The sequence below is a fragment of the Pseudomonas sp. XP1 genome, assembly GCF_053557675.1.
In genome coordinates this window covers 26,274-39,661 of sequence record NZ_JBNRIJ010000006.1, presented here as the reverse complement: position 1 = coordinate 39,661, position 13,388 = coordinate 26,274, and the positions used below count along the sequence as shown (strand labels likewise).

The 13,388-nt window shown below is 65.0% G+C and carries 14 protein-coding genes; 6 read left to right on the top strand and 8 right to left on the bottom strand.

The genetic code is table 11. The features are described from left to right. Positions 1-65 precede the first annotated feature (65 nt). Complete coding sequence (locus ACK1U9_RS07685; protein WP_085599264.1) at positions 66-788, bottom strand: pirin family protein; 723 nt, start codon at positions 786-788, stop codon at positions 66-68. 54 nt (positions 789-842) lie between these two features. Continuing rightward, on the bottom strand, positions 843-1,862 hold the full coding sequence (locus ACK1U9_RS07680; RefSeq protein WP_085599262.1) for an alpha/beta hydrolase: 1,020 nt from the start codon (positions 1,860-1,862) through the stop codon (positions 843-845). 145 nt (positions 1,863-2,007) lie between these two features. On the opposite strand from ACK1U9_RS07680, the gene ACK1U9_RS07675 reads away from it, so the two are divergent. Further along, complete coding sequence (locus tag ACK1U9_RS07675; protein ID WP_085599260.1) at positions 2,008-2,892, top strand: LysR family transcriptional regulator; 885 nt, start codon at positions 2,008-2,010, stop codon at positions 2,890-2,892. A gap of 117 nt (positions 2,893-3,009) precedes the next feature. On the opposite strand, the gene ACK1U9_RS07670 is transcribed toward ACK1U9_RS07675, so the two are convergent. The 6 genes from ACK1U9_RS07670 to purU are packed head-to-tail and all read right to left on the bottom strand — an operon-like array spanning position 3,010 to position 9,834. Further along, positions 3,010-3,615 (bottom strand): sarcosine oxidase subunit gamma, encoded by a 606-nt coding sequence (locus ACK1U9_RS07670; RefSeq protein ID WP_046615128.1) that lies wholly within the window; start codon positions 3,613-3,615, stop codon positions 3,010-3,012. A gap of 3 nt (positions 3,616-3,618) precedes the next feature. Continuing rightward, entirely contained in the window at positions 3,619-6,522 is a 2,904-nt protein-coding gene (locus ACK1U9_RS07665) for a 2Fe-2S iron-sulfur cluster-binding protein (protein ID WP_153670745.1), read from the bottom strand. Further along, positions 6,519-6,824, bottom strand: coding sequence for a sarcosine oxidase subunit delta (locus ACK1U9_RS07660; RefSeq protein WP_085599255.1), 306 nt, complete (start codon positions 6,822-6,824; stop codon positions 6,519-6,521). The genes ACK1U9_RS07665 and ACK1U9_RS07660 overlap by 4 nt, the downstream gene beginning before the upstream one ends. A gap of 12 nt (positions 6,825-6,836) precedes the next feature. Then, complete coding sequence (locus ACK1U9_RS07655) at positions 6,837-8,078, bottom strand: FAD-dependent oxidoreductase (RefSeq protein WP_153670746.1); 1,242 nt, start codon at positions 8,076-8,078, stop codon at positions 6,837-6,839. Then, on the bottom strand, positions 8,060-8,971 hold the full coding sequence (gene folD, locus ACK1U9_RS07650; protein WP_046615132.1) for a bifunctional methylenetetrahydrofolate dehydrogenase/methenyltetrahydrofolate cyclohydrolase FolD: 912 nt from the start codon (positions 8,969-8,971) through the stop codon (positions 8,060-8,062). Before folD ends, ACK1U9_RS07655 begins: the two co-directional genes overlap by 19 nt. Next, complete coding sequence (purU, locus tag ACK1U9_RS07645) at positions 8,968-9,834, bottom strand: formyltetrahydrofolate deformylase (protein WP_046615133.1); 867 nt, start codon at positions 9,832-9,834, stop codon at positions 8,968-8,970. The genes folD and purU overlap by 4 nt, the downstream gene beginning before the upstream one ends. A 258-nt stretch (positions 9,835-10,092) precedes the next feature. Between purU and ACK1U9_RS07640 the strand changes: the two genes are divergently transcribed. The 5 genes from ACK1U9_RS07640 (at position 10,093) to ACK1U9_RS07620 (ending at position 13,366) form a co-directional block, all read left to right on the top strand. Continuing rightward, complete coding sequence (locus tag ACK1U9_RS07640) at positions 10,093-10,494, top strand: hypothetical protein (RefSeq protein WP_108481009.1); 402 nt, start codon at positions 10,093-10,095, stop codon at positions 10,492-10,494. A 246-nt stretch (positions 10,495-10,740) separates the two neighbouring features. Next, complete coding sequence (locus ACK1U9_RS07635) at positions 10,741-10,962, top strand: MbtH family protein (protein WP_003256222.1); 222 nt, start codon at positions 10,741-10,743, stop codon at positions 10,960-10,962. After that, a complete protein-coding gene (locus ACK1U9_RS07630; RefSeq protein ID WP_046615135.1) occupies positions 10,959-11,678 on the top strand; it encodes a thioesterase II family protein in 720 nt (239 codons plus the stop codon). The genes ACK1U9_RS07635 and ACK1U9_RS07630 overlap by 4 nt, the downstream gene beginning before the upstream one ends. 57 nt (positions 11,679-11,735) lie before the next feature. Beyond that, positions 11,736-12,287 (top strand): hydrolase, encoded by a 552-nt coding sequence (locus tag ACK1U9_RS07625; RefSeq protein ID WP_046615136.1) that lies wholly within the window; start codon positions 11,736-11,738, stop codon positions 12,285-12,287. A gap of 26 nt (positions 12,288-12,313) precedes the next feature. After that, complete coding sequence (locus tag ACK1U9_RS07620; protein WP_108481010.1) at positions 12,314-13,366, top strand: DUF1615 domain-containing protein; 1,053 nt, start codon at positions 12,314-12,316, stop codon at positions 13,364-13,366. Positions 13,367-13,388 lie beyond the last annotated feature (22 nt).

Sequence of the window (13,388 nt, the reverse complement as noted above, 5' to 3'; positions counted from 1 at the left end):
ACTGATTTCGACGCCTGTGCCGTACCTGTGGGAGCGGGTTTACCCGCGAAAGGGCCGGACCTGCCTTATGGCATGCCAGGCAACTCATGCGGCCGCAGGTCGAACACCAGCACCTCGGCATCCACCCCATTGCCCAGTTCCAGCACCTGTTCCTGCCTCACCCGCACCCCATCCCCTTCGTTCAGCACTTGCCCATTGAGCTCGATGCTGCCCCGGGCCACGTGCACGTAGGCATGGCGGTTTTCCGGCAAGGTCAGGGTGGCACGCTCGTCACCATCGAACAGACCGGCATACACCCGCGCGTTCTGCCGTACCTGCAGTGACCCCTCGGCGCCATCCGGCGAGATGATCAGGCGCAGCTTGCCGCGCTTTTCCTCGGTACTGAAATGCTGTTGCTGGTAACGCGGTGTTGCCCCTTGCACGTTCGGCACGATCCAGATCTGCAGGAAGTGCACCGGCTGCACCTGGCTGTGGTTGAACTCGCTATGGGCCACGCCGTGGCCAGCGCTCATCAGCTGCACATCGCCCGGGCGGATTACCGAGCCGGTGCCCAGCGTGTCCTTGTGCTCCAGCGCGCCTTCCAGCACGTAGGAGAAAATCTCCATGTCGCGGTGCGGGTGCTGGCCAAAGCCCTTGCCGGGGATGACGCGGTCGTCGTTGATCACCAGCAGGTCGGAGAAACCTTGCTCGTCCGGGTTGCGGTAGTGGCCGAAGGAGAAGGTGTGGAACGATTTCAGCCAGCCATGGAAGGCCAGGCCGCGGTCTTTGGCGTTGCGGACGGTGAGCATGACGGGTCTCCTGAACCGGCAGGGCACCAGGCCCTGCCGCATGGGTGGATGAGGTTATTGCAGGTGCACTTTCAGCTCGCCAGCGGCCTGGCGCATGGCCGCTTGCACGGCAGGCACCTGATGCAAGGGGTTGAGCAGCCCGTAGTCATGAATCATGCCGTTGTAGCGTACCGAGGTAACGGTCACCCCAGCAGCGTTCAGCTTGCGGGCATAAGCCTCACCCTCGTCACGCAGCACATCGAACTCCGCCGTTTGCACCAGCGCTGGCGGCAAACCTTTCAACTGTTCACTGCTGGCCCGCAGCGGCGAGGCGTAGATCTGCGCCCGTGCCTTGGCGTCGGTGGTGTAGTTGTCCCAGAACCACTTCATCATCCCGGTGGTAAGGAAATGCCCCTCGGCAAACTGCTTGTAGGATGCAGTTTCGAAGCTGGCATCGGTCACCGGCCACAGCAGCAGCTGGAAGCGCAGGGCCGGGGTGCCGGCCTCTTTGGCTTTCAAGGCCACTACTGCCGCCATGTTGCCGCCGACGCTGTTGCCGGCCACGGCCAGGCGCTTGCCGTCCACGCCGATTTCCTTGCCATGCTCGGCTACCCAGCGGGTGGCGGCGTAGGCCTGGTTGATCGCCGTCGGGTAGTGCGCTTCCGGCGATGGGGTGTAGTCGACGTAGACCGCCACTGCGCCAGAGCCAACCACCAGGTCGCGGATCAGCCGCTGGTGGGTCGGGAAATCGCCGAGTACCCAGCCGCCACCGTGGAAGAACATGAACACCGGCAACTCGCCCTTCACGTTGGCCGGGCGCACCACTTGCAGTTTGATCGACTCGCCGTTGGCCTGGATGGTGCGCTCCTGCACCTCGATACCCGAGAGATCGACCTTGACCGAGGCCTGGGCACCGGTCAGCACTGCGCGGGCGTCTTTCGGGCTGAGCTGCTCCAGTGGCTTGCCGCCGCCTTGCTCCAGAGCTTCGAGGAAGGCCTGGGTGTGCTGTTCTATACCCGGGCTGCCAGCAGCGAAGGCGCTGGAGACGGACAGGGCCAGAAGGGAAGCGGTAAGGGTTTTGTGGACAATGTTCATGAGCGAATCCTTATCTGTTGAATGTTGGTAGTGGGCGTCTTGCCTGGCCTTCAGGGCCATCGCTGCGACTTGTGCGTAGATTAGGGAGATGCGCTGATGGGAAAAAGCCGCTATAAAGCGTTTGACTGTCACCAAGAGCGAGACAATGAACCCTTACGAAGACATGCGGATCTTTGCCCAGGTAATGGAGGCCGGCAGTTTCACTGCTGCGGCCGACCGCCTGGGCATGTCCAAGCAATCGGTCAGCCGGCGCCTGATGCAGTTGGAGGAGCGCCTGGGCGTTCGCCTGCTCAATCGCTCCACCCGGCGCCTGGACGCTACGCCGCTGGGCCAGCACTACTACCAGTCGGCGCTGCGCCTGCTGGGCGAAGTGCAGCAGGTGGAGCACGACATCAGCGGCCAGGCTCAGGCCTTGCGTGGCACCTTGCGCCTGAGTGCGCCGCTGTCGTTCGCCATGGCGCACCTGGGCTGCCTGCTGACCGAGTTCCTGCAGTTGCACCCGCAGGTGGATGTGGAAGTGGATCTGAGCGACCGCGCCGTTGACCTGATCGGCGAGGGCTATGACCTGGCGCTACGGATTGGCGCGCTGGAGGACTCCAGCCTGATCGCGCGGCGCATCGCCAGTGTCGAGCGGGTGTATTGCGCGAGCCCGGCGTACTTGGAAGCACGGGGTGTACCGGCCAGGCCGGAGCAGTTGGCGGGGCATGATTGCCTGCCATATGGGCATTCGCGGCAGGTGCAGTGGCAGTTCAGCCAGGGTGGCAAGGCACAGGTGATTCAGGTGGCCGGGCGGATGCGGGCGAACAATGGCGAGCTGCTCAGGGATGCCGCGATTGCCGGGATGGGGGTGACGTATCTGCCAACCTTCATCGTGGGCCAGGCACTGGCGGATGGGCGGCTGGTGACGGTGCTGGATGAGTGGCGGCCGCCGGCGCTGCAGCTGTCTGCGGTGTACCCGCAGCACCGGCAGGTGGCGCGGCCGGTGCAGGGTTTTGTGAACTTCCTGCGCGAGCGGTTGGTACAGCTCTGACCTTCGGCACCGGGTGAACTTCTTCGCGGGTGAACCCGCTCCCACAGCTACTCCACTGCCCCGAGCCCAGTGATGACCCGGTGGGAGCGGGTTTACCCGCGAAGAGGCCGGTACAGGTTATTGCATCAATTCCTCCACCCCGGCCCACCCACCATCGAACTCGTCCATGGCATCCAGCACTGCTTCACGGAAATACGCCAGCGACGCCCGATCAAACAGCAACTGCAACGCCGGCCTCTCATCATTCCCCACATTCAGCACGATCACATTGATCCGCGCCGCCGATGTCTGCGCCACCGCCCCAACGGGAAACGCCTGGGCACGCAAGTCCACCCCGCACAACTTGGCCATCACCGCGCTGCATTGCACCCCCGACAGCTGCAGCCAGGCATGGCTGTCCTGGCGCGGCAGCAGGTAATGGCGGCGGGTATCCTGCACCCACCCGGCCTCTTCGGCAGCCACCCGTGCACCGCCGTCGGCCAGGCTGCCCAGCAGCAGGTACTCGGTCTGCGACAAGCGCGCTACCCAGCCACCGTCTTGCTGGCGCACGGCCTGGTTGGGTAGCGACGGCAAGCGGTAGCCACGCGCCTGCAGGCAAGCGGCACTGTCGCCACCACGAAACCCGACCCTCGCCAGATCGGTCAGGTCAGTCAACGCGCAGTTGTGCAACAGCTCGGCCTGCGGGCTGCGTGGAATAAAAGCTTCAGCTTGCAAACTGGTCATGGCTCAGAGCTCCTGGCGCAGGTTGTCGGGATCGTGGAAAGGCAGAGGCACCACCTTGGCATTGACCATCACACCGCCCTCCACGCGGATCGGGATGTGCATGCCTGGCGTGGCCTGGTGGGCACCGGCGTAAGCCAGGCCGATGATCTGCCCCAGGGTTTGCGAGTATTCGCAGGATGTGACGTTGCCGCTGATGTCCGGCCCATCCAGCACCAGGTGCCCCTCCAGCGGCTGCGGGCTGCCCTTGGGTAGTGTGAAGCCGACCAGCTTGCGCTTGAGCGGCTGCGCTTCGAGGATCTCGATCGAGCGCTTGCCGACGAAAAATGGCTTCTTGCGCCCGATGGCCCACTGCATGTCGATCTCCGCCGGGTGGGTCATGCCATCAGTGTCCTGGCTGATGATCACATGGCCCTTTTCCAGGCGCAGCAGGCGCTGGGTCTCGACACCGAACGGGCGAATGCCCAACCCTGCGCCGGCCTGCATCAAGGCATCCCACAGGCGCTCGGCGTGTCGCGCCGGCACATGCACTTCGTAGCCCAGTTCACCCACAAAGCCGACCCGCAGGATGCGCGCGGCAATGCCGGCCACAGTGCCCAGGCGTACGCCGAGATAAGGGAAGGCCTCGGCCGACAGGTCCACATCGTCACACACCTTGGCCAGCACCTGGCGTGCCAGCGGCCCGGCCAGGTTCACAGCGGCCAGGGCGGCGGTGACGTTGGTGACGTCCACATCCAGGCGCCATTGCGCGTTCCACTTCAGCATCTGCTGGTAGATGCGGTCGACGCCGCTGGTGGTGGCGGTGACGTAGAAATGCTGCTCGCCCAGCCGGGCGCAAACGCCGTCATCGATCACCACGCCGTGCTCGTTGGTCATCAGGGCGTAACGGGTGCGGCCGACGGCCAGCTTGGCGAAGCCGAAGGTGTAAAGGCGCTCCAGCAGTTCGGCGGCGTCGGGGCCGCGTACATCCAGGCCACCGAGGGTGGAAACGTCGATCAGGCCGACCTTCTCGCGCACATGGCGGGCTTCTTCCTGCATGCAGCGCTCGCGTTCCTCGGGCTTGCCATAATAGGCCGGGCGCTGCCAGATGCCGGCCGGCATCATCTTCGCCCCGGCTTCCAGGTGGCGGCGGTGCATCGGTGTTTGCCGGTACGGGTCGAAGGCGCGGCCGGCGACGTGGGCCAGTTTTTCCGCCTGGAACGGTGGCCGGGCGGTGGTCACCCCGGTTTCGCTGATGCTGCGCCCGGTGGCGTGGGCCACCAGGCGTGCGGTCGGCAGCGCCGAGTGGCGACCCTGGGACGGGCCCATGCCGACCGTGGAAAAGCGCTTTACCAGCTGCACATCGCGGTAGCCGCTGCGGGTGGCGTTGACGATGTCGCGCACTTGCAGGTCTTCGTCGAAGTCGACGAAATCCTTGCCCTTGGGGTGGGGGAAGATTGGCCAGGGGAAGTTGACCTTGGCTTCGGCACTGAACACGGGCTGCACCGGCGCTTCCAGGCCCAGCGCTGCCAGCGCATCGGCAGCCCCGCGAGTGGCGTCGGCCAGCACATTGCCCAGTGCGTGACGGCCATTCACCGAGCCGGCGATATCCAGCCCGGCCGGCAGGTCGCTGATGACGAATTCGTCGCGGTTCACATCGTACGCCAGCTTGCCGCCAGCCTGGCACAGCAACTGGTACACCGGCATGTAGCCTGCCGACATGCACAGCAGGTCGCAGGCCAGGCGCAGGCCATGCGGGCCGACCTTGCCCTGGCCGGTGATCGGGCGAATATCCACGCCACTCACGTGGCGCATGCCCGCTTCGTGCAGGGCTTCGTACACGGTGCTGCCCAGGTGCACGGGTATATCGCGGTGCTTCAGTTCGGCGGCCAGTGCAGCATCGGCTGGCGCGGCGCGCATGTCGACCACCGCAGCCACCGCCACGCCTTGCTCCTGCAGGTCGAGGGCGGCGAGGTAGCCGTCATCGTGGCCGGTGAGAATTACCGCGCGCTGGCCCGGCTTGACCGCGTACAGCTTCATCAGCCGCTGTGCGGCACTGGTCAGCATGACCCCCGGCAGGTCGTTGTTGCGGAACACCACCGGCTGGTCGAACGAACCGGCCGCCACCAGGCAACGGCTGGCACGCACCTTGTAAAGGCGGTTGTGCTGGATCACCGGCAGGTAGTTGTCGGTGAACCAGCCGTTGCAGGTGGCTTCCAGCAGCACCTGGATATTCGAGTGGCCCTCGACGGCAGCCAGCAGTTCCTGGCGCAGGCTGGTCGCGCGGGTGCCGGCGATGTCGAAACGGGTGTAGGTGAGCGAGCCGCCAAGTACCGGCTGTTGCTCGACAAGCAACACCTTGGCCCCGGCATTGGCCGCGTCCAGTGCCGCACGCAGGCCCGCCGGGCCAGCGCCGATGACGGCCAGGTCGACGAACAGATAGGCCTTGTCGTGATACCGCGGCCTGAAGCCTGGGTCGAGTACGCCCAGGCCGGCCTTCTTGCGGATCAGCGGCTCCCACACCTTCCACATGCCCTTGGGCTTGTAGAAGGAGCGGTAATAGAAGCCCACCGGCATGAAACGCGAAAACTTGCCCAGGTAGGCATCGCGGTCGTGCATCAGGCTACCGTTGAAGTTCTGCCCCGCGACGATCTGGCCATCGCGGGCGGCTTCCAGGTCGGCGAGTACATTGGGCTCGTCCGGTAGCTGCACCAGGGTGTTGGCATCCTGCCCGGCCATGCTCAGCGGGCCGCGCGGGCGGTGGTACTTGAACGAGCGCGACAGCAGCCAGCGGCCGCTGCCGAGCAGGGCGCTGGCGATGCTGTCACCAGCAAAGCCCTGGCAGGCCTGGCCGTCGAACTGAAAATGCAGGGGCCGCTCGCGATCGATCAGCAGGCCCATGGGCGCGGGGAGGCGATTGTGGCTGTTCATCCGGCGATCTCCGGGGTGGCGGCAGGGGTGAAATCGACGCGGCGGTCGAACAGTTCTTTCGGGTCGAAGGTGCGCAGTACCTGGTCGCTCACGGTGTGGCGTTCGGCCAGGAACCAGTAGCTGGAGGCGTTGTGCAGCCACCATTCAGTGACCACACCGGCCAGGTTGTCGCTGTTGAACACGTAGTCGGCCCATTCGCTGTCGCTGCAGGTGGCAGGGTCGGGCATCGCCTTGAATTCGCCCCCGTAGGTGAACTCGCTGATATTGCGCGGGCCGTTCAAGGGGCAGGTCAGGATCTTCATCGTCGTCGCTCCTTAGTGGCTGGCCGCAGTAGCGCCCATTTCGTTGACTTGCTGGAAGCGGCTGAAGCGCTCCAGGGCAAAGGGTGCGATCAGCTCCGGCACCTTGCCGCCACTGGCGACCAGCTCGGCCATGGTCTTGCCGCAGATCGGCGTGGCCTTGAAACCCCAGGTGCCCCAGCCGGCGTCCAGGTAATAGTTGCGCACCGGCGACAGGCCCATGATCGGGCTGTAGTCCGGTGTCATGTCGGTGATCCCGGCCCACTGGCGCATCAGCTTGGCGTTGGCCATGAACGGGAACATCTCGATGGCGTGGGCCAGCAGGCTTTCCTTGAGGTCGAGGGTGGAGCGGGTGTTGTACAGCGGGTAGGGGTCGGAGCCGCCGCCAAAGACGATCTCGCCACGGCTGGTCTGCTGCACGTAGCAGTGCAGCGCCGACGAGCTGACCAGCGGATCGAGGAACGGCTTGAACGGCTGGGTGACCATCGCCTGCAGCGGGTAGGTATGGATCGGCGCACGGATGCCGGCCTTGGCCATCAGCAGCGAACTGGCCCCGGCCACCGCCTGCACCACGCAACCGCACTGCACGATGCCACGGTTGGTCTTCACCGCTTCGATGCGCCCGTTACGGATAAGCAGGTCCTGCACTTCGGTCAGCTGGTGGATCTCGACGCCGCGCTTGGCCGCCTGCCTGGCGTAGCCCCAGGCCACTGCATCGTGGCGCGCGGTGGCGCCGTCGATATGCCACAGGCCGGCGAGCACCGGCAGGTGACCCGGGTCCAGGTTCAGGCTGGGCACCAGTTCGCGGATCTGCTGGCGGTCGATCATTTCCGTGCGGCCACCGAAGTGCTTGTTGACCTCGGCGCGCTGGCGGAAAGCGCGCACGGTGGCGTCGGTGTGCGCGAGGGTGAGTTGGCCGCGCTCGGAATACATGATGTTGAAGTCGAACTCGTTCGACAGGTTCTGGAACATGCGCACCGATTCTGCGTAAAAGCGCACACCCTCACTGGTGAGGTAGTTGGAGCGGATCACCGCGGTGTTGCGCGCAGTGTTGCCGCCGCCGAGGTAGGCCTTTTCCAGCACGGCGACATTGGTGATGCCGTGGTACTTGGCCAGGTAGTAGGCGATGGCCAGGCCGTGGCCGCCGCCGCCGATGATCACCACGTCATAGCGTGGCTTGAGTTCGCACGGTGGTGGCAGGTCGACCTCCACCGGGTAGTCGGCGCTCAGGCCGTATTTCAGCAGGGCGAAAGGCATGAGGTGCGCTCCTGGTGGGCGGCCTGTTGTTGCAGGTCGAGGGCGAGCAGGGTGTTTTTCATCAGGTAGGCGATGGTCATCGGGCCGACCCCGCCGGGCACCGGGGTGATGCCGGCCACCTGGGGCAGGGCTGCGGCGAAGTCGACATCGCCGACCAGGCGGCTGTGGCCGCCTTCGTCGATGCGGTTGATACCGACATCGATCACCACCGCGCCGGGCTTGAGCCAGTTGGCACCGATCAGCCGTGGCTTGCCCACTGCGGCCACCAGGATGTCGGCCTGGCGACACAACGCCGGCAGGTCGCGGCTGCGCGAGTGCACCACGGTCACCGTGCAGTCGGCCTGCAGCAGCAGGGCGGCCATGGGCTTGCCGACGATGTTCGAGCGGCCGACCACCACCGCATGCTTGCCACGCAGCTCGCCACAGGCATCGCGCAGCAGGCGCATGCAGCCGCTGGGCGTGCACGGGGTGAGCACATCGCGGCCCTGGGCCAGGCCGCCGACGTTCTCGCTGTGGAAACCGTCCACATCCTTCAGTGGGCTGATCGCCTGGAGAATGCGGTGCTCGTCGATATGGGCCGGCAACGGCAGTTGCACGAGGATGCCGTTGACCTCCGGGGCGCGGTTGAGGCGCCCGATCAGGGCCAGCAGCTCGGCCTGGCTGGTGTCGGCGGGCAGGCGATGCTCCAGCGAGCGGATGCCCACTTCTTCAGCACGCAGTACCTTGTTGCGCACGTACACCTGGCTGGCTGCGTCGGCGCCTACCAGCACCACCGCCAGGCCCGGCTGCACACCGCCCTGGCGCAGTTTCTGCACCTGCTCGCGTACCTCGGCCAGCACCCGCGTCGCAGTCGCCTTGCCGTCGATCAGCTTGACACTGGGAATGGCGTTCATTTGAAGATCACCGTGCGGTCGTGGTTCAGGAACACCCGATGCTCCAGGTGGTATTTCACGGCGCGAGAGAGGGCGATGGTCTCGGTGTCGCGGCCGATGGCCACCAGGTCGTCCGGTGCGTAGGCGTGGTCCACGCGCTGCACTTCCTGCTCGATGATCGGGCCTTCGTCCAGGTCGCTGGTGACGTAGTGGGCGGTGGCGCCGATCAGCTTCACACCGCGCTGGTAAGCCTGGTGATAGGGTTTGGCGCCTTTGAAACCGGGCAGGAAGGAATGGTGAATGTTGATCGCCCGGCCCGACAGCTGGCGGCACAGGTCGTCGGAGAGGATCTGCATGTAGCGCGCCAGCACCACCAGTTCGGTACCTGTGTCTTCGACGATGCGCAGCAGCGCGGCTTCCTGTTCGGCCTTGGTGTCCTTGCTGACCGGCAGGTAGACGAAACGGATGCCCTGGCGCTCGGCCATCGGACGCAGGTCCAGGTGGTTGGAGACCACGGCGGTGATCTGCATGTCCAGCTCGCCCTTGGCATGGCGGTACAGCAGGTCGGACAGGCAGTGGTCGAACTTGCTCACCATCAGCAGCACGCGCATCGGCCGGGCACTGCTGTGCAGGCTCCATTGCATGTCGAAGCGCTGGGCGACATCGGCAAAGCCGGCTTCCAGCTGCGGTGTGTCGCCCACGACACCGGTGTTGTAGCGGAACACCGCGCGCATGAAGAAGCGCCCGTTGTCCTCGTCGTCGAACTGCGCCATCTCGCTGATGTAGCAACCGTGCTCGGCCAGGTAGGTGGTCACCGCGGCGACGATGCCGGACACAGCCGGGCAGCTGACGCGCAGGATGAAGTGATCGGGAGCGGAATGCATGTCGGATACGCCTCGTGATGGAGTGGGGCAGGTCGGGCACAAGGGCAAAAGAGGCTTCGCGAGGCGAAATTGTTTTCTTGGCAGGAATATAAATTTCCTTTTGGCGATTTATAGGCGAAACGAGGGGTGGCGGTCTAGATGTTTGTGAAATTTTTTATCCTGACAGGAAATTTTTTATCAGCCATCACGGTCCTGTAGGAGCCGGCTTGCTGGCGATAGGGCCCCACAGGCGGCATGAAAACTGGCTATGCTTGCCCCATGACCAATTCCCCTTCCCTGCGCCAACCTTGCCCCCCTGGCGCCTGCATTTGTGGTCGCGAACACCTGGCCGACCACCCGCAGACAGCCCAGCGCATCCTCCTGCTGACCCGCCAGGAAGAAAAGCGCCTGCTCGACCGCCTGGAAAACCTCAAGGACCTGGAAGACCTGCAACGCCTGCAGCAGCGGATGTACGAAAACCTGGGCATCCGCGTGCATATCGCCCCTGGTTTCAATGAAGTACGGACCATGCGCGGGATTGTCATCGAACTGGACGACCAGCCCGGGCTGTGCCGCAAGACCCGGCAGTCGATCCCTGCGGCGATCCGCCGTGGGCTGGAGCGCAACCCGCAGGTGGCCTTCCGCTTGCTCGATACCCACGACCTGTTGCGGGATACCTGATCTTTCATCCCAGCACCGGCTCTTTGTGGGAGCGGCCTTGTGTCGCGAAAGGGCCGCAAAGCGGCCCCGGGGTTCTAGCTGTGACGCAAATATTGCCGGGGCTGCTGTGCAGCCCTTTCGCGACACAAGGCCGCTCCCACAGGGGACCGCGTCAGCCCCACTAATTTTTTCGCCACTCGCCACGTCTACTTGAAAGCCCCCCTGCGCCAAGCGCACAGCGGCATTCATCACTCAAGGAGACAGGCAATGACTTCCGTTTTCGACCGCGACGATATTCAGTTCCAGGTAGTGGTCAACCACGAAGAGCAATACTCGATCTGGCCCGACTACAAAGCGATCCCCAACGGTTGGCGTGCCGTAGGCAAGAGCGGCCTGAAGAAGGACTGCCTGGCCTACATCGATGAAGTCTGGACCGACATGCGCCCGCTGAGCCTGCGCCAGAAAATGGCCGAAGCCGCCGCCCAGTGACTGCGTTGAACCTGCTGTGCCTGCCGTATTCGGGGGCCAGCGCCATGGTCTACAGCCGTTGGCGGCGCAAGCTGCCGACGTGGCTGCAGGTACGCCCGGTGGAACTGCCCGGGCGTGGTGCGCGCATTGCCGAGCCACTGCACACCGACATGCAGGCCCTGGCCCGGCAACTGGCCGCCGAACAGCGCCTGGCGGCCAGCACCCCCTACGCGCTGCTCGGCCATAGCCTGGGCGCCTTGCTGGCCTTCGAGCTGGCCCATGAGCTGCAAGCGCTGGGTTGCCCGGCACCACTGGCCCTGTTCGCCTGCGGTACCGCAGCGCCGACCCGCCGTGAGGACTACGACGGCAAGAACTGGCGTGAGCCCAAGAGCGACGCCGAGTTGATCGGCGAGTTGCGCGAGCTTCAGGGCACGCCCGAGGAAGTGCTGGCCAACGCCGAGCTGATGAGCCTGACCTTGCCCACCCTGCGCGCCGACTTCCTGTTGTGTGGTACCTACGCCTACCGCCAGCGGCCAGCCTTGCAGTGCCCGCTGCACGTGTTGGGCGGCATGCAGGACCGCGCCAGTGACGAGCAGTTGCAGGCCTGGCGCAAGGAAACCCACGGGGCGTTCTCGCTGCAGATGTTCCCTGGCGGCCACTTCTTCATCCATGAGCATGAGGACCTGGTGCTCGCTGCGCTCACCGCGTCGCTGCAACCGCTTCGGCTGTCCGCCTGATTGACGTCACCGCTTGCCTGGGGGAGGCTAGGTCTTTTCCCAGGCAAGAGGCAGACAATGCTGATCCATCCTCACAAGGCCACGCTGCTGGTCGTCGACATCCAGGAAAAACTCATCGGCGCCATGAGTGACCCTGAAGGCATCCGCGCGCGGGCCCGCTGGTTGCTGGCAGCTACGAACGAGCTGGAGCTGCCGACGGTGATTTCCGAGCAGTACCCCAAGGGCCTGGGCCATACCCTGGCCGAGCTGCTGGCCGCAGCGCCGGCTGCCGAGGTGGTGGAGAAAAGCCATTTTTCCTGCGTGGCCGCCGAGTGCCTGCCAGCGAGTTTGATGGCGCGTGAGCAAGTGATTGTGTGTGGCATGGAAACCCACGTCTGTGTGCTGCAGACCGTGCTCGGCCTGCTGGCGCTGGGCAAGCAGGTGTTCGTGGTCGAGGATGCCTGTGACAGCCGTACCCCGGCGAGCAAGGCCGCAGGGCTGGCCCGCATGCGGGCTGCAGGGGCGCAGGTGGTGACCCGCGAAATGGTTTTGTTCGAGCTCATGGGCAGTGCCAGCCACCCGCTGTTCCGGCACATCAGCAAGACCTACCTGATCGGTGAACAGCCCTGAACGGCCGGTTACTGGCCGCCGGGTTGATGGCCCTGGCGCTGCTGCAAGGCTGTGCCGGGCGCCGTGAGGAAGCGCCCGAGGCGGACCCGGCCAAGGTCCGTGCCCAACTGCTGCGGCTGTTGCCCGCCCAGGCCAAGGACCGCGAGGGCTGGGCCCGGGACATTCAGGTGGCGTTCGAGGCCCAGCGAATTGCCCCCAGCAAGAGCAACCTGTGTGCGGTGCTGGCGGTGACCGAGCAGGAATCGACCTTCAATGCCGACCCGCAGGTGCCTAACCTTGGGCGTATCGCCCGGGAGGAAATCGACCGCCGCGCCGCGCGCCTGCATATCCCCAAGCTGCTGGTCGATGGTGCACTGAAGACGCCGTCGGGTAATGGCAAGAGCTACCAGCAGCGTTTGCAGGCGGTGCGCAGCGAGAAGCAGTTGAGCGAGCTGTATGACGAAGTCATCGCTCGCGTGCCGCTGGGCAAGACCTTGCTGGGTGGGTTGAACCCGGTGCATACCGGTGGGCCGATGCAGGTCAGCATCGATTTTGCGGAAAAGCATGCGCGGGATTACCCCTACAGCCACGACGGTAGCATTCGCCAGGAAGTGTTCACCCGTCGCGGCGGGATGTATTTCGGCATCGCCCACTTGCTGGGCTATTCGGCCAACTACGATCGCCAGCTGTACCGCTTCGCCGATTTCAATGCGGGCTGGTACGCCAGCCGTAATGCGGCATTCCAGGCAGCACTGAGCAAGGTGACAGGGGTGACGCTGGCGCTCGATGGCGACCTGGTGGCGCCGGGCTCGATCATGCCTGGGACCACGGAAAAGGCGGCACGCAAACTGGGAGGGAAACTGGGCCTGCGCAACCCGCAGATTCGCAGCCAGCTGGAGGAGGGCGATAGCTTGGCCTTCGAGGACAGCAAGCTGTACAGCGGGGTGTTTGCCCTGGCCGATGCCGCGGCCGGCAAGCCGATGCCACGGGCGGTGCTGCCGGGGATCCAGCTGAAAAGCCCGAAGATCACCCGCAAGCTGACCACGGCGTGGTTTGCCGGGCGGGTGGATGAGCGTTATCAGCGGTGCATGAAGCGCTAGCCTGTCATCCAACGCGGTCAAC

Excerpts from the sequence above, each read along its gene's own strand:
- ACK1U9_RS07685 (WP_085599264.1), bottom strand. The coding sequence starts at position 788 with ATGCTCACCGTCCGCAACGCCAAAGACCGCGGCCTGGCCTTCCATGGC.
- ACK1U9_RS07680 (WP_085599262.1), bottom strand. The coding sequence starts at position 1,862 with ATGAACATTGTCCACAAAACCCTTACCGCTTCCCTTCTGGCCCTGTCC.
- ACK1U9_RS07675 (WP_085599260.1), top strand. The coding sequence starts at position 2,008 with ATGAACCCTTACGAAGACATGCGGATCTTTGCCCAGGTAATGGAGGCC.
- ACK1U9_RS07670 (WP_046615128.1), bottom strand. The coding sequence starts at position 3,615 with ATGACCAGTTTGCAAGCTGAAGCTTTTATTCCACGCAGCCCGCAGGCC.
- ACK1U9_RS07665 (WP_153670745.1), bottom strand. The coding sequence starts at position 6,522 with ATGAACAGCCACAATCGCCTCCCCGCGCCCATGGGCCTGCTGATCGAT.
- ACK1U9_RS07660 (WP_085599255.1), bottom strand. The coding sequence starts at position 6,824 with ATGAAGATCCTGACCTGCCCCTTGAACGGCCCGCGCAATATCAGCGAG.
- ACK1U9_RS07655 (WP_153670746.1), bottom strand. The coding sequence starts at position 8,078 with ATGCCTTTCGCCCTGCTGAAATACGGCCTGAGCGCCGACTACCCGGTG.
- folD (WP_046615132.1), bottom strand. The coding sequence starts at position 8,971 with ATGAACGCCATTCCCAGTGTCAAGCTGATCGACGGCAAGGCGACTGCG.
- purU (WP_046615133.1), bottom strand. The coding sequence starts at position 9,834 with ATGCATTCCGCTCCCGATCACTTCATCCTGCGCGTCAGCTGCCCGGCT.
- ACK1U9_RS07640 (WP_108481009.1), top strand. The coding sequence starts at position 10,093 with ATGACCAATTCCCCTTCCCTGCGCCAACCTTGCCCCCCTGGCGCCTGC.
- ACK1U9_RS07635 (WP_003256222.1), top strand. The coding sequence starts at position 10,741 with ATGACTTCCGTTTTCGACCGCGACGATATTCAGTTCCAGGTAGTGGTC.
- ACK1U9_RS07625 (WP_046615136.1), top strand. The coding sequence starts at position 11,736 with ATGCTGATCCATCCTCACAAGGCCACGCTGCTGGTCGTCGACATCCAG.
- ACK1U9_RS07620 (WP_108481010.1), top strand. The coding sequence starts at position 12,314 with ATGGCCCTGGCGCTGCTGCAAGGCTGTGCCGGGCGCCGTGAGGAAGCG.